Genomic DNA, 21058 nt, shown 5'->3' with positions numbered 1-21058 from the left:
TCAGCGGGGGTTCCGGCCCGGTAAGGTCAGCGCGGCCCTGAGCCCGCCCAGCGGCGATCGTTCGAGATCGATCGTGCCGCCATAGATGGTGACCAGGTCTGCCACGATGGCGAGGCCCAGGCCGGAGCCGGCCCTGGTTTCGTCCAGGCGAATACCGCGGGCGAGCGCCAGGGCCACCGCGGTATCGGCTATCCCCGGTCCGTCATCCTCCACGGTAATGACCACTGGATCGGCATCCTGCGCGGCAATGCGGATTTTGCCGCGCGCCCATTTGCAGGCATTCTCAATCAGGTTACCCATCATCTCTTCGAGATCGCCGCGGTCGCCCGGGAAGGCCAGCGTGGCCGGAATATCGATCTCGAAGGCTAGCCCCTTGGCCGCATGCACGCGTTTGAGGACATCGACGATATCCTGCACCACGGGCCGCACCGCCGTGCCGACGCCGAGCGCCGGCCCCGATCCGGTCGCGGCCGCCGCCCGCGCCAGATGCCTCTCGATCAGCCGCACCATCACGCCGACCTGTTCATCCATTACCTTGCGGTCCGGGACTTCATGCAGTTCGGCCTTGAGCACGGCCAGCGGAGTCTTCAGGCCATGTGCCAGATTGCCGACATGCGTGCGAGCCCGCTCGATCAGCAACGCGTCATGTGCCAGCACGGCATTCATCGCATCGGCCAATGGTGCGACTTCGCGCGGATAATCGCCCTCAAGTCGGGTGGATTTTCCGCTGCGGATCGCGGCGAGGCCGGCGGTCATGGCACGCAGCGGCTGCAGGCCGAACCGCACCTGAACCACGATCGCACCGACCATACCGAAAGCAAACAGCACCAGGGCTGCCAGCAGTACCGTATCGAAACCGCGGACGCGGCTGTTGATGTCGCGCAGGTCGCCGGCGACCGCGACATGCATCGGACCGTCGCCGCCGGGGAATTGCAAATCCCGCTCTGCGGCCAGCAGCGACTCGCCATTCGGCCCTGCGATACGGTGGCGCTGCATCTCGGTTCCGTCGTCATGTCGCGGCAGGGTGCTGTCCCACAGCGAGCGCGACCGCACCAGCCGGCCGGAGGGTTCCGCCACCTGCCAGTACCAGCCGGAAAATACCTGCTCGAAACGTGGGTCGCCCAGCGGTTTGGTCACCGTCACGGCGCCATCCGATCCGACCTCGATGGCAGCGATCATGGCGCGCAACAGGGCATCGAGACGCTGACCGAATTCCTGTTCGGCAGAATTGCGGAAAGCGGTGGTCAGCACGATGCCGCCGGCGGAAAGCAGGACCAGCATCCAGACCGTGGCAGCCGCGATCAACCGGAAGGTCAGCGAGCGTCGCGGCCGCGGCAATCCTGCACCGGCGGTCACGATGCAGCTGCCTCGGCCAGGCGATAGCCCTGACCACGAACCGTGTGGATCATCTCCGCACCCAGCTTGCGACGGATGCGGCCGATCAGGACCTCGAGCACATTGGAGTCGCGGTCGAAATGGCGATCGTAAACATGCTCGATCAATTCCGTACGGCTCACCACCTTGCCGGCATGATGCATGAGATAGGACAGGATGCGGAATTCCTGCGCCGTCAACTGCACCGGAATCCCATCGAAGCTGAAGCGGCCGGCGAGAGAATCGAGATGCAGCTTGCCGCAGGCCAGTTCCGGCTGGGCGTGGCCCGCGGCACGGCGGATCAGAGCACGCAGGCGATAGACCACCTCGTCCATCTCGAAGGGTTTGGTCAGGTAGTCATCCGCACCGGCCTGGAAGCCGGTCATCTTTTCCGACCAGCGGCTGCGCGCGGTCAGAATCAGTACCGGCAGGGTGCGGCCGGCGTCGCGCCAGCGCCGCAATATGGTGATACCGTCGATTTTCGGCAGGCCAAGATCGAGCACGGCGGCATCGTAGGGTTCGGTATCGCCCAGATGCCAGCCCTCCTCGCCATCATAGGCGACATCGACGACAAAGCCGGCCGCCTCCAGCGTCTGCTGCAGGCGCAGGGCCAATACCGGCTCGTCCTCGACGATAAGGATTCTCATTCGCGGCTATGCGGTCTGTCCACCTTCAGCAGCGCACCGCTGCGGGCATCATAATAGACCTTCAGAACGCGGCCTTCGACGGTAAGAAGCTTGAGTTCGTAGACCATTTTTCCGTCCTTGCTCTCCAGCTCGGCCTCGATCAGCCGTCCGTTATGGGCCTTCTCGGCCTCGGCCAGCACCTCGCGCAACGGCTTGATCTCACCCGCTTCGACCGCCCTGCGCGCACGGTCGTGGTCGCGCTCGCCAGCTTGCGCAACCGGCGCGGCGAGTATCAGGCAGAGCATCAGACCCATAAATCGCATAGATGCACCATAGCGGCCGGAAGCTGAACGGCCGATGAACGTGCCGGTCAGGCCCGGTTCAGCCCACCTCCGCTAGCATTCACCCATCGCAAACACGAGGGAAATGCCATGCTCCGCAAAATGCTGTTTCAGGGTCTGGTGGCTGCCGCCATCATCGCCGGCGCTGCCGCCGCCTACGCCGCTGTGGCGGATTCCGCACCGTCGCAGCACGCCAACGCCAGTCAACAGGCTGCCCCGGATAACGGCTACATCCAGCCGGACCGGTCGTCGACGTCACGCGAAAAGGCAGAGCGCCACGATAAGCATCGCGGTGACAGGATGGAAAAGCACCATCGCGGCGACCGCAAGCCTCATCATGACGCCGAGCATGACGATTGAGGCAATCCATGTTCAACCTGAAAAAATACGCCTTCACCCTGCTGCACCTCTGGCACGCCGTTCTCGCCGGCGGTTTCCTCGTCGCCTATATCACCGCCGATGAGGATACCTATGCCATGCACCTCTTCGCTGGTTATACGGTGCTGGCGGCCATCGCGGTCCGCCTGCTGGTCGGCATGCTGGCACCGGCCGGCAATGTATGGCATCTGCCGCGACCGAGCCTGAGCGCAACGCTGGCCTGGTTCGGCCGCCGCCGCGGCCGCAATCCCTTCTTCGCCTGGTTCGCCGTCACCCTGCTCGGCATGGTCGGTCTCGCCGCTGCCAGCGGTGCCATCGCCGATGTCGTGACCTGGATGGAAGACCTGCATGAGGGTATTGCCGAAACCTCGCTGTGGGTGATCTTCGGCCATATCGCCTTCGTCATCACGATCTATAACGGCCGCCGCATCGTTACCTGGATATCGCAGCGCCTGACCGGCTGGCGCCTGTGGAAGGAATCTGCCCGATGACAATCCGTGCTCTGTCGATTATCGCTTGCACCGCTCTGGCGCTGCCGCTGACCGCGCTGGCCGCCGGTGCCGCGGATCGCGATGCGATCCTCGTTGGTTATGCCCGGCAGGCGAAGGCCGCCGATTCCGGCTTCACGACCTTTTCCGCCCAGCGTGGCGAGGCGTTGTATCGCAACCAGTGGGGCAGCGGCGATGTCCGCACGCCATCCTGCGTCTCCTGCCATACCGCCGATCCGCGACAGATTGGCCGCAATGCCAAGACCGGCCGCCTGATCGAGCCGGCTGCGGTATCGAGCAATCCGCAGCGCTATACCGACACAGCGACAGTGGACAAGCATTTCGCCCGCGATTGCAAATCGGTGATCGGCCGCGACTGCACTCCGCTGGAGCGCGGCGATTACATTACCTTCATGCAGGGGCAATAGACATGACGCGGCTTGTCGCTGTCGCACTGGCCATACTGCTGCAGGTCATGGCGGTGATGGATGCGCTGGCCGGCAGCAAATACCTGCCGCCGGTGACCGATGCACTGACCCGGAAAGCCTGCGGTGAATGCCATATGCCCTTCCCGCCGGGCTTTCTGCCGGGCCGGTCATGGTCGGCACTGATGGGTGGTCTCGACGACCATTTCGGCGAGGATGCCGCCCTGCCGCCGGAGCAGGCGGCGCAGATCGAGGCGTATCTGGTGCAGAATGCGAGCAATGGCCCGAACGGCCGCGGGCTGCGCGATTTCATGCGCTGGGTCGCGCCAGCGGGCACACCGCAGCGCATCACGGAAAATCCCGCTTTCCTGCGCGAGCACGATTTCCCCGACCGCGTCTGGCGCGATCCCAAAGTGGTGACGAAATCGAATTGCCTGGCTTGCCACCCGCGCGCCGATCAGGGGTGGTTCGACGACTGAAACACGGCTTCAGTCTTCCAGCAGCCGTTTGGGGTGCAGGCCGTTCACAAAGCCCATGAAGGGCGGATGGATGCTGTAGCCGAGCATGCGGCGGACATGCTCGCTGCACTGTTTCACTCGCTCGCGCGACACCGACAGGCTGAAATTCTCCTGCTGGCGGCACCAGGGCGCACAATACTGGGCGGTGACGCAGAGCCGGCTTGCGCTGCTGACATTGGCGCCGCCGCCATGCCACAGCGTACCGATGAAGAACAGCACCGAGCCGCTCGGCATCACCGCCGGCACGGCACGCGCTGTTTCCTCTGCCGTCGGCATGCGGTCGTCCCATTTGTGGCTGCCGGGAATCAGCAGGGTGGCGCCGTTCTCGGCAGTAAAATCGTCGATTGCCATGATGGTGGCGGCACCCAGCGCCGCACGGGGCCGCGATACACGATAGAAGGCATCGTCGTGATGCGGCGGCTGAGCCGCCTCGCCCGGCAGGATGTCGATGGCCTGTAACTGCGACAGCAGGTAGTTCGGCTCGAAGATGCGGTCCAGCAGCGCCAGGATCACCGGATGTTCGACCAGCGGATTGCAAGCCAGGGTTTTCTCGATCACAGCATAGAGCCGCTTGGTGCCGAAGCCCTCGAAACTGTTGCGGCCGAGGTAGTCGTGGTAATGCGGCTGCAGCGCCGCCCGCATCGCCGCAGCTTCGTCGGCCGAAAACAGATTCTCCAGGATCACATAGCCGTCGCGTTCGATCTCCGCCATCAGGACATCGATCAGAGCGGGATCGACCTGCTCCTGACTGCCGGCGGTCGAGCGGTATTTGCGGGCAAGCTCGGCACGGAAATACTGGCTGACGTCCCTGACGACCATCTTTTCCATGCCGAAGCCCTTTCCTAGTCGCTCAAGGCAGCAAACCGCCGCTGATGGTGGTCGGCATTGCCGAAGGTGGTGTCGAGCATCATCAGCCGCTTCATGTAATGGCCGACATTGAGTTCGTCGGTCATGCCCATGCCGCCATGCACCTGCACGGCCTGCTGGCCGACAAAACGCCCGGAACGGCCGAGCTGCACCTTGGCCGCCGCCGCCGCCTTGGCGCGTTCCTTCGGCTCTGCCGCCGCCTTCAGACTGGCGAGCAGCGCCAGCGAACGCGCGCTTTCCACCTGCATCATCATGTCGACCAGGCGATGCTGGATCACCTGGAACTCGCCGATGGCACGGCCGAACTGCTTGCGCGTCTTGGCATAGGCCAGCGTGGTTTCATGCAGCGCCGCCATGGCACCGACAGCTTCCGAGGCCATGAAGGCAATCGCCTGGTCGACGACGGCCTCGACCGCCGGCATGGCGTTGGCCGGATCGCCCAGCACTGCCAGCACCGGAGCATGATCGAACTGGATGTCGCTGGCACGGCGGTTATCGACGGTGCGGTAGTCATGCCGCGCCACGCCGGCACCCCCAGAAGCGGAGCTGGCATCGACCACGAAAAGTCCGAGCCCCTTCTCGTCAGTGTCGCCGCCCGCCGAACGGGCCAGCACAATCAGCCGGTCGGCGCTCGGCGCATCCCAGACCACGATCTTCTTGCCGCTCAGCGTCCAGCCATCGCTGCTCTTGACGGCCTTTGTGCGCACCTCGTTCAGCGCGAAACGCGAACCATGCTCGGCATGGGCAAAGGCCCATTTCGCCTTGCCCTCGCCAATCGCCGGCAGCCATTCGGCCTTCTGCCCGGCATCGCCGGCGGCCTGGATCAGACCGGCGCCCAGGATCACGGTGGAGAAATACGGCTCGGCGACCATATGGCGGCCGAATCGCTCGGCCAGCAGCATGGTGTCGACCGCTGAGCCACCCAGCCCCCCCGCATCCTCGGGAAGCGAGATGCCGAGCCAGCCGAGTTCAGCCATGGTCTTCCAGTTTTCTTCGGTATAACCCAGATCGGTCTTCACCAGCTTGCGCCAGCGGTCGAAATCATACTTGTCCTGCAGCCAGCTCTCGACGCTGTCGGCCAGCAGGGTCTGTTCCTCGGACAATTGGAAATCCATCTCGCGTTCTTTCCTGTCTTGCGTGTCGCTGCGTTCAGAGGCCCAGCACCATCTTGGCGATGATGTTGCGCTGAATTTCGTTGGAGCCGCCGTAGATCGTGGTGGCGCGGTAGTAGAGATAGGCTTCCATGCGGCCCTGGGCGTAATCGGGGCCGACCGGCGGTTGGTTCGAGCCATCGGGCCGGTGTTCATAGGGTGCGGCGTAATAGCCGAGCGCCTCGCAGGCCAGTTCGGTCAGGCCCTGCTGGATTTCCGAGCCGCGGATTTTCAGCATGCTGGCTTCCGGCCCCACGCCCTTGCCGGCATTCTCGGCCGCCAGCATACGCAGGTTGGTATATTCCAGCGCCAGCAGGTCGATCTCGATGGCCGCCACCCTGGCGCGGAAATCGGGATCCTGCAGCAGCGGCCGGCCGCAGGACTGCTCGGCGCGGGCGATATCCTTCAGCCGCTTCAGGCGCTGCTTCGATGTGGCGACCTCGGCAATGCCGGTGCGTTCGTTGCCGAGCAGGAACTTGGCATAGGTCCAGCCCTTGCCTTCTTGCCCTATGAGATTTGCCTTGGGGACACGGACATTATCGAGGAACACCTCATTGACACTGTGGCCCTCGTCGATCGAGATGATCGGCCGTACCTGCACGCCCGGATCGGTCATGTCGATCAGCAGAAAGGAGATGCCCTCCTGCGGTTTGGCGGCCGGATCGGTGCGCACCAGGCAGAACATCATGTTCGCGTGCTGCGCCTGGGTGGTCCAGATCTTGTGGCCGTTCACCACATAATGATCGCCGTCGCTCTCGGCCCTGGTGCGCAGCGAGGCAAGATCGGACCCCGAGCCGGGCTCGGAATAACCCTGACACCACCAGTCATCCATGCTGACGATACGCGGCAGGTATTTCTGTTTCTGCGCGTCGGTGCCGAAAGTATAGATCACCGGGCCGACCATGCTGATGCCGAACGGCACCAGCGGCGGGGCATCGGCAGTGGCGCATTCCTCGTCGAAGATGTAGCGCTGCACCGGGCTCCAGCCCGGACCGCCATATTGCTGGGGCCAGTTCGGCGCGCCCCAGCCGCGCGCATGCAGAATCCTGTGCCAGGCGACGAAGTCGGCCTTGTCGAGATGAATGCGCTGCCGCGTCTTCTCGGCCAGTGCCGGCGGCAGGCTGTTGCGGATAAAGCTGCGCACCTCCTCGCGGAAGGCGCGTTCTTCGGCCGTGAATTCGAGATCCATGGCGTTTCTCCCTGTAACGGCGGGAAGGTTAAGTCCGGCGGCAGCGGCAGGCAAGCGCGTGACGCAGGGGAAGGCCTTGCATTGACGCGATTCAGTTGCTCAATTCGCGGTGTAACAGAAGGATTCGGGTATGACGTTTGACCCTAGCTCCGCCGGCTGGAAGCCACGTTCCGGCCAGGGGCCGTTCACCACGGAAGTCGGACCGATCTGGGTCAGGCGCGAAGCCGAAGGACCGGCCGGCTCGGCCTACGGCCTGCTGGCGGAAGAGCGCCACACCAATTCGCGCGGCGTGGTGCATGGCGGCATGCTGATGACCTTTGCCGACCACTGCCTCGGCTGGATGGTGTGGGATGCAGTGGAACGCACCGCCTGCGCGACCGTGTCGCTGAACAACCAGTTCATCGCCGCCGTGAAACCCGGCGACTTCGTCGAGATGCGCGGCCGTATCGTGCGCCAGACCCGCAGCCTGATCTTCATCCAGGGCACCGCCACGGTAAGAGAACAGACTGGGGCCGACAAGATTGTGCTGACCTCCGAAGGCATCTGGAAGGTGCTGGGCGTCAGCTAGTCGACCGCGTCTTACCGCTGTCGTTTGCGCACCAGCTTCTTGGCCGGCAGCAGGTCGGCGAATTTCGCCGGCCGCTTTTCCTGGCCAGCCTGGATCGCCTCCATCAGATCGCCGGTCAGGAACATGCCCGCCTGCCAGACCTGCATGTAGTTCAGCGCATCGGCCACGCCGTGGTCGCGCGTGTAATTCAGCATTTCCTTGGTGCCGTGGATGGCGAGGGGCGATTTCGACGCGACGGTGCGCGCCACATCCAGCACGAAGGCCAGCATGTCGTCCTGACTGTCGAACACCCGGTTGACCAAGCCGGTTTTCAGCGCCTCGTCGGCCGGCATGCGACGGCCGGTATAGGCCAGTTCGCGCACCAGACCTTCCGGCATCAGATGCGGCAGACGCTGCAGCGTGCCGACATCGGCGGTCATGCCGATGTTGATTTCCTGGATGCAGAACCAGGCATCCGCCGTGCAATAGCGCATGTCGCAGGCCGAGATCAGGTCGACGCCACCACCGACGCAGCCGCCCTGGACCGCCGTCAGCACCGGCACGCGACACCGGTCGATCACCGCGAAGCTTTCCTGCATCTCGGCCACGGCGCGGCGCATCTGCTCGCCGACTCGGCCGCGATCGCCCTGCAGCATGTCGCCGGCGATATTGGCAAAGGCCGAGAGATCGAGGCCACCGGTGAAATGCCTGCCGGTAGAGGAAATCACCACGGCGCGGATCTCGGGCCGGTCCTCGATCTCGGCGAAGACATCGGCCATTTCCTGCCAGAACGGCAGGACCATCGCATTCGCCTTGTCCGGGCGATTGAAGACGATCTGGGCCACATGATCGGCGATACTGAAATCGAAGGTCTTATACGACATGGCTTCCTCCTGAGAGGCCTGACGTTACGTCAAGGCTGGCGACCTGCGATCTGCGCCGCTAGAGTCAGGACAGAATTAAGGGAGGAACCATGCCGATTGTCTATGACGAACTGATCGCGCTCGACATTCCGGCCCGCGAGGTCGAATACGGCGACCGCGAGACCATGCTCTACGCGCTGAGCACCGGCATGGGCCAGGATCCGATGGACCTGGACGAACTGCCCTTCGTTTTCGAGAAAAATCTGCGTGCCCTCCCAAGCCTGTCGACCGTGATCTGCTGGGACGACAGCTGGACGCCGCGCACCGGCATCAACTACGTGATGGTGGTGCATGGCGAGCAGCGCATCACCCTGCACAAGCCCCTGCCCGCCGCCGGCCGCGTGCGCGCGAAAATCCGCATCAGGGATGTGTTCGACAAGGGTGCCGGCAAGGGCGCCATCATGCTGGTGGAGAATACCATCAGCGATGCCGCCAGCGGCGAAAAGCTGGTCACGCTGCTCTCCACCACCTTTGCCCGCGGCGACGGCGGCTTCGGCGGGCCGGTGCGCAAACCGGAAGAGCTGCCGCCCAGGCCGCATGTCATCCCCGACCGCCAGCCGGATGCCGGCGTGACGCTGAAGACGCAAGCCAACCAGGCGCTGTTCTATCGCCTGTGCGGCGACCGCAATCCGCTGCATGCCGACCCGGCCTTTGCCGCCGCCGCCGGTTTCCCACGGCCGATCCTGCATGGCCTGTGCACCTATGGCATCGCCGTGCGCGCCGTGGTGAAGGCGGCCTGCGACCACGACCCGGCGCGGATCGCCGATATCAACGCGCGCTTCACGGCACCGGTGTTTCCCGGCGAGACCATCCACACCGAGATCTGGCGCGACGGCAATATCGTATCCTTCCGCGCCCGCCTGGTGGAACGCGACGTGGTGGTGCTGGATCACGGCCGGGTCGAGCTACGCGACTGAAGCCGCCTAGCGACGGCCAAGCTTGAATTCGTTCGGGTTGCGGTGATCGCCGGGACGATCCGCCGGCTTGTCGTCGAACCGCAGCGGCTCCATTTGCGGCACCGCTTCCGGATAACCGAACAGGTAGCCCTGTCCGTAATCAATGCCGAAATCGAGCAGCAGACGGGCCTGGTCTTCGGTCTCGACCATTTCGGCCACCGTGCCGATGCCGAGTTCCTTGCACAGCCAGACCATGCCCTTGAGGATGGCCTGGTCGCGCATCTGGCCAGCGCTCTGCAGCGCCTTCACATAGGCGCCGTCGATCTTGACGTAATCGACCTCGAGCGCCTGCAGATACGGGAACGACGCAGCACCCGCGCCGAAATCGTCGAGACAGACGGAATGGCCATCATCACGCAGCTGCCGCACGGCATTGGCGGCATGCACCAGGTTGGTGATCTGGGTCGATTCCGTGATCTCGAAGATCAGCTGGCGGCGCAGCCCGGGATCGTCGGCCATGATCTCGCGCAAGGCGGCCATGAAGACCGAGCTTTCCAGGCTGTGGCCAGAGAGATTGACAGCCACGTCGATGATCTCGCCCTGGCGCCGGCGTTCGGACAGCAGCTCGACCACACGATGCACCACGGCGAGATCGAATTCGCCGATCATGTGCACGCCTTCGGCCAGACGAATGGTCTCGAAGGGCGAGCCGCCGTCTTCAAAACGCGACAGTGCCTCGTAATGATGCAGCGTGCGGGTATCTAGCCGCACGATCGGCTGGAACACCAGGTTGAACTGCCGGCTGGACACCGCCGAACGCAGCGCGCGCACGCGTGACACGGTCTTCTGCAGCAGCGCTTTCAGGCTTTCCTCAGTGGAATGCAGCGCGAAGGCCGCAGATCCCTCGCTGGCGAAGCGGTCGACGGCAAAGGCCATGGCGCTGGCGGCATCCTCGTCGCTCATCGCCTTCAGATGCAGGTCCAGCGTGGCGCCGCGCACGCCGAGGTTTTCGGCCGCCTCGGCCGCTGCCGCGCCGCTCTGCTTGATCAGATCACGCACCTGCGCCGCCACCGCATCCTGGTCGATCGTATTGGCATGCAGGATGCCGTATTTCTCGGGGTCGATCAGGCCGGCGGTATCGCCGCCGATCGACTTGGCGCGGATCAGGGCGCCGACATCGCCCATCAGATTCTGGCTTTCCTCTGGCCGCAGCGTCTCGACCAGTTCCTTCAGGCCGACGATCTCGATCAGGGTCAGCTTGACCTCGGAGCCCAGCTCACGGGCCAGTTTCAGGCGGTCGCCGGCCAGCGTCTCGAAATCGTCGGCGGCCAACAGGCCGGTCTGGTAATCGCGCTTGTTGGCCAGCGCGGTTTCCGCCTGCGGCAGGCGGGCATTGGAGAGAGTGAGGTAGTATCGGCCATCCTGGCGCGGCAGGCAGCAGCCGCCCAGCACGCAGATCGCGCCGGGCGTGCCGTCAGGCTGCAGCAGGCGCACGGTGACCGGCTCGATCCGCCCGCCGACGGCCAGGCCACCCAGCAGGTTGAGCAGGAAATGACGGTCGGTGTCGTCGATCAGGTCGGCGAATTTGCGGCCGAGCAGGGCTTCGGCTTCGCTGCCGGCGATCAGCCGGGCGGCACCGGAGGCAAAAGTGATCAGGCCCTCGCCGGAGACTTCCAGCATCAGGTCGGCCGCGGAGAAGGCGAAGGCGACAAAACGGTCGCGCTCCGCCCGCATATCCTTGGCGCCCATTCTGGCCTCACTGGAAAACATGAAAATCCGGTCCGGAGTGTGCCAGCCGGCGCCTGCGGGCGCAACCCGGCGGCCGGGTTATACACAGGGCGCGGATCAGCCAGGCAACGGCTCGCATGAGCCAAATTGACTTGACGCTGCGCGACGTTGCGTTGATCCCGGCCGCTTCCTAGAATGGCAGGGTCCGGACCGGCAGCGGCCGCCCGGATGTTTGAAGTCTAGGGGGATAAACGATGACCGCTCCGTTTTGGGAAAAATCCTATCCGGCCGGTGTGACCTGGGCGCAGAATTTCCAGGCCAAGCCGATCTGGACCTTGCTCGACGATGCGGTGGCCCGCTTCGCACCCAATCCCTGCCTCGACTTCATGGGCAAGGGCTATTCCTATGCCGCGGTCTCCGACCTGGTCGACCGCGCCGCCAAGGGTTTCCAGCAGCTCGGCGTCGGCCCCGGCGTGCATGTCGGCCTGTTCCTGCCCAACACGCCGCATTACGTGATCTGCTTCTTCGCCATTCTCAAGGCCGGCGGCCGGGTGGTGAATTACAGCCCGCTCGATGCCGAGCGCGAGCTGCGCTACAAGATCGAGGACAGCCAGACCGACATCATGGTCACGCTCGATCTCAAGGCGCTGTATCCGAATATCGGCAAGATGCTCGGCACCACGCGGCTGAAGAAGGTGGTGGTCTGCCGCCTGCCCGATGTGCTGCCCTTCCCCAAGAACCTGCTGTTCCCGCTGGCCAAGGGCAAGGAAATCGCCGCGGTACCTAAGGACGACAGGCATATCCGCTTCTCGGACCTGATCGCCAATGACGGCCGCTACACGCCGCATCCGGTGAAGGACCCGGCCGAAGAAGTGGCAATTCTGCAGTATACCGGCGGCACCACCGGCCAGCCGAAAGGCGCCATGCTGACGCACGGCAACATCACCGCCGCCGTGCATATGTATGGTGCCTGGACCGAGGGCAACCAGCTGCTCTCGCTGGAAGACGGCAAGGAGCGCGTGCTCATGGTCTTGCCGATGTTCCATATCTACGGCCTGAGCGCAGTGCTGCTGCGCATGCTGACCATCGGCGCGCAGTTCTTCCTGCATCCGCGCTTCGAGCTGAAGGCCGTGGTGGAGGACCTGCACAAGAAGAAGATCAGCATCTTCCCCGGCGTGCCCACCATGTATGCCGCCATCGTCAATTTGCCGACCCTGAAGGATTACGATCTGTCGGCGCTGAAATTCTGCGCTTCCGGCGGTGCCCCGCTGCCGGTGGAAGTGCAGGACAAGTTCGAAAGCGTCACCGGCCACAAGATGATCGAAGGCTGGGGCATGACTGAGACCTCGCCGGCCGGCACGCAGACCGTCTATGGCGGCAAGCGCAAGCGCGGCTCCTGCGGCCTGCCGCTGCCCGGCGTGACCATCGAGATCGTCGATGTCGACGATCCGCTGAAAGTGAAGGGGATCAACGAAACCGGCGAAATCTGCATCACCGGTCCTAATGTGATGAAGGGCTACTGGAACAAGCCGGAAGCGACGGCGGAAGCCTTTGCCGGCGGCCGGTTCCATACCGGCGATGTCGGCTATATCGACGAGGAAGGCTATATCTTCATCGTCGACCGCAAGAAGGACATGATCCTTTCGGGCGGCTTCAACGTCTATCCGCGCAATATCGAGGAAGCGATCTACGAGCATCCCTCGGTCGAGGAATGCACGGTGATCGGCATCCCTGACCAGTATCGCGGCCAGTCGGCCAAGGCCTTCATCAAGCTGAAACCCGATGCCAAGTCCTTTAACTTCGAGGAACTGAAAGAGTTCCTGAAGGACAAGCTGGGCAAGCATGAAATGCCGGTGGCAATGGACATCCGCGACGCCCTGCCCAAGACCCTGATCGGCAAGCTGTCGAAGAAGGAACTGGTCGAGGAAGAAAAGAAAAAGGCCGGCGCCGACTGACGTCGGCTTTACCTCACTAAAAAGCCCCGGTTCAGCCGGGGCTTTTTTTGGCGCCTATTCGGCCGCCTGGGCCTTGGCCAGTCCCCCGTCCCAGGCCCTGAGCGCCTGGGCGGCGGGCTGCACGCGCTGGCGCTCGACGGCATTCAGACCAGTCATCAGCGGCAGCATCGGTCCCATATCGGCGATGCCGGCCAGCGTGACCGCGTCATGCAGCGTGCGGATCGGACTGATGCCGTCGCGCAGGTCTTCCAGCGGCAGGAAAGCCTCGCGCAGGCGTTCGGCGCCGACCCAGTCGCCGCGTTTGATGGCCCTCAGCAGCGCCATCGAGCCGCGTGGCGCCACGCAGACCGCGCCGGACGTGAACCCGCCCAGACCGAACTGGCGCAGATGCGTGATCGCCGGACGCTCGCCGATGCCGCTGATCACCAGGCTGGCATCGACTTGGTCGAGCAGGCGCTTCAGATAGTCATCCTGCGCCGGATCGGCGCGCACCGTGCCGTATTTGACGGCGCAGACCATGCCTTCCTTCACCAGCCGGCCGGCAGCCTCGGGGGCGATGTAGTTGTCGGACTTGATATAGAGGATCAGCGGCTTGCCCATGGTGACGGCGGCCCGGCGCAGTCCGGTTTCGATGCCGTCCGACGTGGCCGGAAAGGTCAGCGGCAGTGCCATCGCAGTCGGCACCTTGGAGCCGCGCAGAATGCGGGCCTGGTCGATCAGCTTGCCGTAATCGGGACCGAAGGACGGGATCAGCCAGGTGTCCGGGCCGACGGCACTGACGAGGAAATCAAGCACCTCGGCATATTCTCCGACCGAAATGTTGTAGAAATTGGCATTGCCACCGTACATGAGGCCGCGCACGCCGCCGGCCTCCAGATAGCCGATCAGCTGCCGATTCGCGTCCTCGTTCAGGGTCAGGTCGGAATAGCGCGCCAGCGGCGGCACGGCGAACACAGATGCGGCCAGATCGGCCGCGGTTACGGTCGTCGTCTTCATTCTGTTTGCTCCAACTGGGCGTTCCCCCTACTAAGTGCTAGAGTAATCATCTTCCGCATCCTGCTGCAAAGCGAAATGTCGCTTCTCGATTCTGCCGCCATCGCCGCCAAAGCCCATCTCCTGCCCATGTTGCGGGCCGCCATGCGTGGCATCGAGAACGGCCAGTTCGCCCAGGCCGAAAGTTTTCTCGACAGCCTGCTGAAACAGGAGCCGGACTTCGCCGATGCCCTGCACCTGAAGGGCTATATCGCGCTCCAGCGCGGCCAGCTCGATCAGGCCCGCCAACTGGTCGAGCAGGCCATCGCCATCGATTTCCATTTTGAGAACTACCACCTCACGCTCGGCCATACCCTGCTGGCCGCCGGCGACCGCGAGGCGGCACAGAAATGCTTTGGCACCGCCATCGTGCTGAACCAGAAGATGCCGGATCCCTATATCGGCCTGGCGCATCTGTTCATTAGCGAGGGAGCGCTGGACGCTGCCATCGGCGTGTTGCAGACCGCCCGCCCGTTCGGCAACCAAAAACACCCCGAACTGAACTACATGCTCGGCTTCGCGCTGATGGCGAGAGGCGATGCCAAGAATGCGATGATGTATTTCGGCCGCGCCCTGCAGGCCTCGCCCGATACGCTACGCTACAAGATCGGATTCGCCCGCTCGCTGCGCGACCTGCGGCTGAAAAAGCCCGATGCACTGCTGATCGCCATGGCGCTGCCGCTGCTTGGCAGCCCGGGTATCGAGCCGCGCGACCTCGAACCCTTGATCGAAAGCGCGATCCGCCTCGATCCGGTCTTCTCCGCACTCGCCGTGATCGACCAGATGCCGCCAGCCGCCGTGGCCGCACTGCTGGACCGCCCGGATGCACCAGATATTGCCGCCATCGCGCCGCTGGCCGCCTGGCTGGCACATGGCCTGGTCAGCCATCCGGTGATTGCCAACCGCCTGATGGCGCTGCGCCGCGGCCTGCTGCATCTGGCCGTGCATCAGCCCGGGCAGCTGGAGCCCCATCGCCGTTTCATCGCCCTGCTGGCCGTGCGCGCCTTCCAGGCGGAATATGTCGACCGCGTTTCGGCAGATGAGCAGCCATTGTTGCAGCAACTCGAAGCCGCCCTGCCCGGCCTCGACCCGGCTGCGGCCCCAGACCGTTTCGCGATTCTGGCCGCCTATCGCCCGCTGCACCGGCAGCCGGATGCCGAACGGCTGGCCGCGGCCACATGGCCACCCGACTATGCCGAGCTCAAACGCTGCCAGCTCGACGAACCGCTGGCGGAACGGCTGCTCGCCGCCGCCATCCCGGCACTGATGCCAATCGAGGACCAGACCAGCCGCTTCGTGCAGGAAATGTACGAAGAGAGCCCGTTTCCGCGCTGGCACCAACCGATCCTCGGCACACCGCTCAGCGTGCCCGTTCGCCTGCGCACCGCCCTGCCGCTGCAGACAATCCCGACCTCCAGCATCGCCCATCCGGACATCCTGGTGGCCGGCTGCGGCACCGGCCTGCATGCCATCCTTGCCGCCACCAGCTACTACGATGCGAAGGTGCTGGCCATCGACCTCAGCCGCACCAGCCTGGCCTACGCCAAGCGCAAGGCCGGCGAGATTGGCATCGCCAATGTCGACTTCGCCCAGGCCGACATCCTGCGTATCGGCGAGATCGACCGGCGCTTCGATGTGATCGAAAGCTTCGGCGTGCTGCATCACCTGCGCGAACCGGCCGTCGGCCTGGCCCAGCTGGTCAGGCTGCTCAGGCCGGGCGGCTATATGATGCTTGGCCTATACAGCGAGGTCGGACGCCGGGACGTGGTCGCCGCCCGCGAGCTGATCGCCAAACAGGGCTACACCGACAGCCCCGATGACGTGCGGCGTTTCCGCCATGATGTGCTGCGGCTGGCGCCGGACCTGGCCGTGCGCCTGATGCAGTCGAGCGCCTTCCATACGCTCAGCGACCTGCGCGACCTGGTCTTCCACCGCCAGGAGCATCGCTATACACCGACGCAACTGCGCAGCCTGATTGATCAGGCCGGTTTGGACTTCCTCGGCTTCGAGTTCAACTCGCCGAAGCCGCTGGCCAGCTACCGGGCCCGGTTCCCCAATGATCCCACCGCTGTCGATCTCGACAACTGGACAGCCATGGAGCTGGAGAATCCGGGCCTGTTCAGCAACTGCTACCGCTTCTGGGTCCGGCACAAGAGCTGAAACTAGCTCCGGCCGACATGGGCCCGAAAGCGCTTGGCCAGATCGCGGGTCGCCTTGGTCAGCAGGCCCTGATCGACTCCGACCGCAACGAAGGTGAAGCCGGCATCGAGATAGCGCCGGGCATCATCCTCGTTCGGTGCCAGAATACCTGCCGGTACATCGGATTCCATGCACAGCTTCAGCGCCCGCATGATCTCAGACTGCGCTTCGGGATGCGCGGCATTGCCGAGATGGCCGATGCTGGCGGAGAGATCTGCCGGACCGATGAAGATACCATCCACGCCTTCCACGGCGGCCATTTCCGGAATGCGATTGACGGCATCCCGGGTCTCGGCCTGCAGGATGACGCCGATCTCGGTCTCGGCCCTGGCATGGTAGTCGGCGACCAGGCCGTAACGATTCGCGCGCTGGCTGCCCGATACGCCACGCACTCCCTTCGGCGGATAACGCGTTGCGGCGACCGCCTTTTTCGCTTCCTCAACATTCTGCACGAAAGGCAGAATCAGATTCGGCGAACCGATATCGAGGAAACGCTTGATCATCACGGTGTCGTTCCAGGCCGGACGCACCACCGGACTGGCGGTATTGGCATCGATCTGCATGGCCTGCAGCTGCTGCAACACCATCGGCAGTTCATTCGGCGAATGCTCGGTATCCAGGACGATCCAGTCGAAACCGGCAGTGGCGAGAATTTCGGCGACGATGTTGCTGCACAGCGAGCACCACAGCCCGATCTGCGGCCGCCGCTCCTTGAGCGCGCGCTTGAACATATTGGCGGGCAATTGCATGACCTTAACTTCCTCCCCGAAAATCCTTGGACGGACGGAGATACAACAAAGAATAAATCGTCCCGGCACAAGGGGAATATGTGCTAAAAAATCGCGGAAACGTCGGTTCTTTGCGTTCGAGCAGGAACTCCAGCGGCAAGGAGAGGGTTATGGCTCAGCTACCTGCGGCCACCAATGGCCAGACAACCACCGCCACCGGGCGTGGAGCAATACAGGGAGCCGATCCGGTGAGCAGCAACGAGTATCTGACCTTTGCCATCGACAGCCAGCAATATGGCATCGACATCCTGAGCGTGCGCGAAATCCGCGCCTGGACCGAGGTGACCAACCTGCCCAACACGCCGGATTTCGTCCGCGGCATCATCAACCTGCGCGGCACCATCGTGCCGATCTACGATCTGCGCGTCCGCTTCGGCGGCGGCCGCACCACGCCGACCCGCATGCATGTCGTGATCGTCGTTGTGGCGGTCAACGGCACTTTCGGCCTGCTGGTCGATTCCGTGTCGGATATTCTCTCCATCGATCAGCGCGACCTGCAGGGCGTGCCCAATACAGGCATGGCCGACGATCACCAGTTCCTCAGTGCTCTGGTGGCGCGCGATGAGCGCATGGTCTCGATCCTGGATCTCGACCGCCTGGTCAACCAGGCCACGGCGGCACAGATGGAACAGATTGCGGCGCAGCAGGGCCAAGCGGCGATTGCCACAGCCTCTTAATTGCAATCGCAAACAACCCCGCCACAGCGATCCGACACAGCCCCCGGGGTTAAATATCGATAACCTTGCGATGATCTCGCAAGGCAATGCCGCGCAGACCGGATAACTTCCCCCTGCTGACATAACGCCGCAAAGCGGCCGTCTTCTATGGGGATACAGTAATCATGCCTAGCTTTTCAATACGAACCACCCTGGGCCTTGTCATCGGCGTTCTGGGACTGATGCTGGTCGCTCTCAGTGCTTTTTCGGTGAACGACGCGATCCAGCGCAACCGTGCGGCCCAGAAAGTGGCCACGCTCGCCCCGATCAGCCAATCCCTCTTCCGTAGCCTGCAGCAGCATCGCCTGGAACGCGGCAACATCATGATCGTGTTCCGTGCCGAGGCGCCCGCGGTCAAGGACACCGTGGACAGCATCACGGCCCAGCGCGACGGCACGATTGAGGGTTTCAACGCTGGCTATGCCAGCCTTGCCGCGCTCACCGACCTGCCCGGCTCTGCGCCGGTTCTGGCCAAGCTGAAAGCGGCGCATGATGCGGTCAATGCCATGCGTCCCAGGGCGATGACCCTGATCGGCCAGCCCAAGGCTCAGCGCGACGCTCAGGTCATGCAGGATTGGCCGCGCATCACCCAGGGCTATCTCAATGCCGTGCAGGAAGCCTCCGATTTCCTGGAAGTGTCGCTGCAGCTGGTGGATCCTGGCGTCGATCAGCTGCTCAGCGTGAAGCAGAATGCCTGGACCATGCGCAATTATGTCGGTTCGCTGGTGCTGCGTATCCTGTCGACGATGTCTGCCGGCCAGAGTTGGACTGTTGCCGAAGCCATGGCGCATGCCGAGGATGACGGCCGCGTTGCCACCGCCTGGGGCATCGTTTCCGATATCGCCGCCCGCAGCGAAACCCCCACCGCCCTGCGCGACGTGGTCAATACAGCCAAGACATTCTTCACCGGTCCTCTCGGCACTGACCGCCAGGCTATCGTCAAGGCCTTCAGCGCGGGGCAGCCCTCGCCGATCGAACAGTCGAAATACCAGCCAACGGTGACCGAGAGCCTCAACATGCTGAACGCCATCGCCAACACGGCGCTGGACGAACTCATCAAACGGGCAAATGCGCAGATGGTGCAGACGCAGCAAAGCCTGATCCTGAGCGGTGCCATCCTGCTCTCGGCCATCGGCTTCACCGCCTTCGGCTTCCTGATCGTGCAGTGGCGCGTCAGCGGCCCGATCCTGCGCATGACCGCCGCCATGCAGCGGTTGGCCAATCGCGACCTAGGGGTCGAGATTCCCTTCGTCGATCGCGGCGCCGAAATCGGCCGCATGGCCCAGGCGGTGCAGGTATTCAAGGACAGCATGATCGCCCGCGAGCAGGCCGAAGCCGACATTGCGCGCCAGCGCGAGGATTCGGAGAGTCGCCGACTTGAGCGCGAAACGCGTGAAAAGGCTGCCGGCGAGGAAATTGCTGCGCTGGTCAACAAGGTGGCGCAGGGCGACCTGTCCACCCGCATCGACGAGCAGGGCAAGGCCGGCTTCTTCCTCACCGCCAGCCAGGAACTGAATCGCCTCGCGGCCACGCTGGGCGCGATGACCGAGGAACTGGCGACGGCGATGAGCGCGATGGCCGGAGGCGACCTCAGCAAAACGGTGCGCGGCGAGTATCAGGGCGTATTCGGCCAGATTAAGAATGGCGTCAACGGCATGTCCGAGCGCATGCGCGATTTCGCCGGTCGCCTGACCACAACCGCGCAGTCGGTCAAGGTTGCCTCCGATGAAATCTCCACCGGCAGCCAGGATCTGGCCAGCCGCACGGAAAGCCAGGCGGCCTCCATCGAGGAGACGGCTGCCTCGATGCACGAGATCACCGCCACGGTGAAACAGAATGCCGACAATGCCCAGGCGGCCAACCAGTTGGCGGTGGTGGCGCGCGATACCGCCGAGAAGGGTGGCAAGGTGGTCGCCGATGCGGTCACGGCCGTGACCCAGATCGAGGGCAGTGCGCAGAAGATCGCCGACATCGTCGGCCTGATCGACGAGATCGCCTTCCAGACCAACCTCCTGGCATTGAATGCCAGCGTGGAAGCGGCCCGCGCCGGTGAAGCCGGCAAAGGCTTCGCTGTCGTCGCCCAGGAAGTGCGCGCGCTGGCGCAGCGTTCGGCCAATGCCAGCAAGGACATCAAGGCGCTGATCATGGAATCCAACGCCCAGGTCAAGACCGGTGCGACGCTGGTCAACCAGACCGGCGGCTCGCTGACCGAGATCGTCACCGCGATCAAGAAGGTGTCGGATATCGTGGCCGAGATCGCGGCCGCCAGCCGCGAGCAGGCCACCGGGCTGGACCAGATCAATACGGCCGTGGGCAGCATGGACGAGATGACCCAGCGCAATGCCGCCCTGGTGGAAGAGACCACGGCTGCCGCCCAGAGCCTGTCCGGTCAGGCCAACGAACTCGCCAGCCTGGTCGGCTTCTTCAAGCTGGAGGGGCAGCGCTGACCGGCTCCGGTTCGGGGCGACTCTGAAGCTACTTTGCACCCCGCCGCTGCCGGCCGCTGCACAGGCAGTCGGCAGGCGGGAATTACAGCCCATTTTCAATGACTTCCGGCGACAGGCAGGCATGGGTTGACGGACCCGGCTTTGCCCGGCAAGGTCCGCCCGCTTTTGCCGCCTCTGATGCCGGATTCCCACGCAATGCTGCAGCCTGCCGCCGCCCCCCGCCATTCCGCTCCTGCCAGCCATGCCGAGATGGCCAATGCCATCCGCGCGCTGGCCATGGATGCCGTCCAGGCCGCCAATTCCGGCCATCCCGGCATGCCGATGGGCATGGCGGATGTGGCCACGGTGCTGTTCAGCCGCTTCCTGAAATTCGATCCGCAGCAGCCGGCCTGGCCTGACCGCGACCGTTTCGTGCTGTCGGCCGGTCATGGCTCGATGCTGCTCTATGCCCTGCTCTACCTGACCGGCTA

Annotated in this window: 20 protein-coding genes and 1 pseudogene; 11 read left to right on the top strand and 10 right to left on the bottom strand. The window is 64.0% G+C overall.

Annotated features, from left to right (window positions below; translation table 11 throughout):
• From OJJ21_RS17350 to OJJ21_RS17340, 3 genes are read right to left on the bottom strand one after another with little or no spacing between them, the layout of a single operon-like run.
• Complete coding sequence (locus OJJ21_RS17350) at window positions 1-1356, bottom strand: sensor histidine kinase (protein ID WP_297688131.1); 1356 nt, start codon at window positions 1354-1356, stop codon at window positions 1-3.
• Entirely contained in the window at window positions 1353-2021 is a 669-nt protein-coding gene (locus tag OJJ21_RS17345; RefSeq protein WP_297688129.1) for a response regulator transcription factor, read from the bottom strand. The genes OJJ21_RS17350 and OJJ21_RS17345 overlap by 4 nt, the downstream gene beginning before the upstream one ends.
• Window positions 2018-2323: a PepSY domain-containing protein gene (locus tag OJJ21_RS17340; protein WP_297688127.1), complete on the bottom strand. Its 306-nt coding sequence runs from the start codon at window positions 2321-2323 to the stop codon at window positions 2018-2020. The genes OJJ21_RS17345 and OJJ21_RS17340 overlap by 4 nt, the downstream gene beginning before the upstream one ends.
• Window positions 2324-2431: 108 nt before the next feature.
• Here OJJ21_RS17340 and OJJ21_RS17335 point away from each other — a divergent pair, with 108 nt between their 5' ends.
• From OJJ21_RS17335 to OJJ21_RS17320, 4 genes are read left to right on the top strand one after another with little or no spacing between them, the layout of a single operon-like run.
• Complete coding sequence (locus OJJ21_RS17335) at window positions 2432-2701, top strand: hypothetical protein (protein WP_297688125.1); 270 nt, start codon at window positions 2432-2434, stop codon at window positions 2699-2701.
• A gap of 8 nt (window positions 2702-2709) precedes the next feature.
• A complete protein-coding gene (locus tag OJJ21_RS17330; RefSeq protein WP_297688123.1) occupies window positions 2710-3210 on the top strand; it encodes a hypothetical protein in 501 nt (166 codons plus the stop codon).
• Window positions 3207-3635: a DUF1924 domain-containing protein gene (locus OJJ21_RS17325; protein ID WP_297688121.1), complete on the top strand. Its 429-nt coding sequence runs from the start codon at window positions 3207-3209 to the stop codon at window positions 3633-3635. Before OJJ21_RS17330 ends, OJJ21_RS17325 begins: the two co-directional genes overlap by 4 nt.
• Before the next feature lie 2 nt (window positions 3636-3637).
• Entirely contained in the window at window positions 3638-4111 is a 474-nt protein-coding gene (locus OJJ21_RS17320; protein WP_297688119.1) for a diheme cytochrome c, read from the top strand.
• Window positions 4112-4120: 9 nt separating this feature from the next.
• Here the strand turns inward: OJJ21_RS17320 and OJJ21_RS17315 are convergent, their stop codons facing one another.
• The 3 genes from OJJ21_RS17315 to OJJ21_RS17305 are packed head-to-tail and all read right to left on the bottom strand — an operon-like array spanning window position 4121 to window position 7357.
• On the bottom strand, window positions 4121-4978 hold the full coding sequence (locus tag OJJ21_RS17315) for a phytanoyl-CoA dioxygenase family protein (RefSeq protein ID WP_297688117.1): 858 nt from the start codon (window positions 4976-4978) through the stop codon (window positions 4121-4123).
• 14 nt (window positions 4979-4992) lie between these two features.
• Window positions 4993-6132 (bottom strand): acyl-CoA dehydrogenase family protein, encoded by a 1140-nt coding sequence (locus OJJ21_RS17310; protein ID WP_297688115.1) that lies wholly within the window; start codon window positions 6130-6132, stop codon window positions 4993-4995.
• Window positions 6133-6166: 34 nt separating this feature from the next.
• A complete protein-coding gene (locus OJJ21_RS17305; protein ID WP_297688113.1) occupies window positions 6167-7357 on the bottom strand; it encodes an acyl-CoA dehydrogenase family protein in 1191 nt (396 codons plus the stop codon).
• A gap of 130 nt (window positions 7358-7487) precedes the next feature.
• Here OJJ21_RS17305 and OJJ21_RS17300 point away from each other — a divergent pair, with 130 nt between their 5' ends.
• Entirely contained in the window at window positions 7488-7925 is a 438-nt protein-coding gene (locus OJJ21_RS17300; protein ID WP_297688112.1) for a PaaI family thioesterase, read from the top strand.
• Window positions 7926-7936: 11 nt separating this feature from the next.
• On the opposite strand, the gene OJJ21_RS17295 is transcribed toward OJJ21_RS17300, so the two are convergent.
• Entirely contained in the window at window positions 7937-8788 is an 852-nt protein-coding gene (locus OJJ21_RS17295) for a crotonase/enoyl-CoA hydratase family protein (RefSeq protein WP_297688110.1), read from the bottom strand.
• A gap of 89 nt (window positions 8789-8877) precedes the next feature.
• Between OJJ21_RS17295 and OJJ21_RS17290 the strand changes: the two genes are divergently transcribed.
• Window positions 8878-9744: a MaoC/PaaZ C-terminal domain-containing protein gene (locus tag OJJ21_RS17290; RefSeq protein WP_297688109.1), complete on the top strand. Its 867-nt coding sequence runs from the start codon at window positions 8878-8880 to the stop codon at window positions 9742-9744.
• Between the two features lie 6 nt (window positions 9745-9750).
• Here OJJ21_RS17290 and OJJ21_RS17285 read toward each other — a convergent pair whose 3' ends face one another.
• The gene (locus tag OJJ21_RS17285; RefSeq protein ID WP_297688108.1) at window positions 9751-11472 is read right to left on the bottom strand and encodes an EAL domain-containing protein; all 1722 of its coding nucleotides are present in this window, start codon (window positions 11470-11472) and stop codon (window positions 9751-9753) included.
• 233 nt (window positions 11473-11705) lie between these two features.
• Between OJJ21_RS17285 and OJJ21_RS17280 the strand changes: the two genes are divergently transcribed.
• Window positions 11706-13406, top strand: coding sequence for an AMP-binding protein (locus tag OJJ21_RS17280; protein WP_297688106.1), 1701 nt, complete (start codon window positions 11706-11708; stop codon window positions 13404-13406).
• A 54-nt stretch (window positions 13407-13460) separates the two neighbouring features.
• Here the strand turns inward: OJJ21_RS17280 and OJJ21_RS17275 are convergent, their stop codons facing one another.
• Window positions 13461-14402, bottom strand: a complete 942-nt coding sequence (locus OJJ21_RS17275) for a dihydrodipicolinate synthase family protein (protein ID WP_297688104.1) — start codon at window positions 14400-14402, stop codon at window positions 13461-13463.
• A gap of 75 nt (window positions 14403-14477) precedes the next feature.
• On the opposite strand from OJJ21_RS17275, the gene OJJ21_RS17270 reads away from it, so the two are divergent.
• Complete coding sequence (locus OJJ21_RS17270; protein WP_297688102.1) at window positions 14478-16598, top strand: class I SAM-dependent methyltransferase; 2121 nt, start codon at window positions 14478-14480, stop codon at window positions 16596-16598.
• A 2-nt stretch (window positions 16599-16600) separates the two neighbouring features.
• On the opposite strand, the gene OJJ21_RS17265 is transcribed toward OJJ21_RS17270, so the two are convergent.
• Complete coding sequence (locus OJJ21_RS17265) at window positions 16601-17386, bottom strand: aldolase/citrate lyase family protein (RefSeq protein ID WP_297688100.1); 786 nt, start codon at window positions 17384-17386, stop codon at window positions 16601-16603.
• A gap of 149 nt (window positions 17387-17535) precedes the next feature.
• On the opposite strand from OJJ21_RS17265, the gene OJJ21_RS17260 reads away from it, so the two are divergent.
• The 3 genes and pseudogenes from OJJ21_RS17260 to OJJ21_RS17250 form a co-directional block, all read left to right on the top strand.
• Window positions 17536-18102: a chemotaxis protein CheW gene (locus tag OJJ21_RS17260; protein WP_297688098.1), complete on the top strand. Its 567-nt coding sequence runs from the start codon at window positions 17536-17538 to the stop codon at window positions 18100-18102.
• 164 nt (window positions 18103-18266) lie between these two features.
• Entirely contained in the window at window positions 18267-20588 is a 2322-nt protein-coding gene (locus OJJ21_RS17255) for a methyl-accepting chemotaxis protein (protein WP_297688096.1), read from the top strand.
• Between the two features lie 195 nt (window positions 20589-20783).
• Window positions 20784-21058: pseudogene (locus OJJ21_RS17250) on the top strand (transketolase); the annotation flags it as partial.

This window comes from Ferrovibrio sp., from assembly GCF_025869515.1.
GTDB lineage: Bacteria > Pseudomonadota > Alphaproteobacteria > Ferrovibrionales > Ferrovibrionaceae > Ferrovibrio.
Note: the sequence above shows the minus strand (reverse complement) of the source record. Positions and strands in the feature narration are given on the sequence as shown.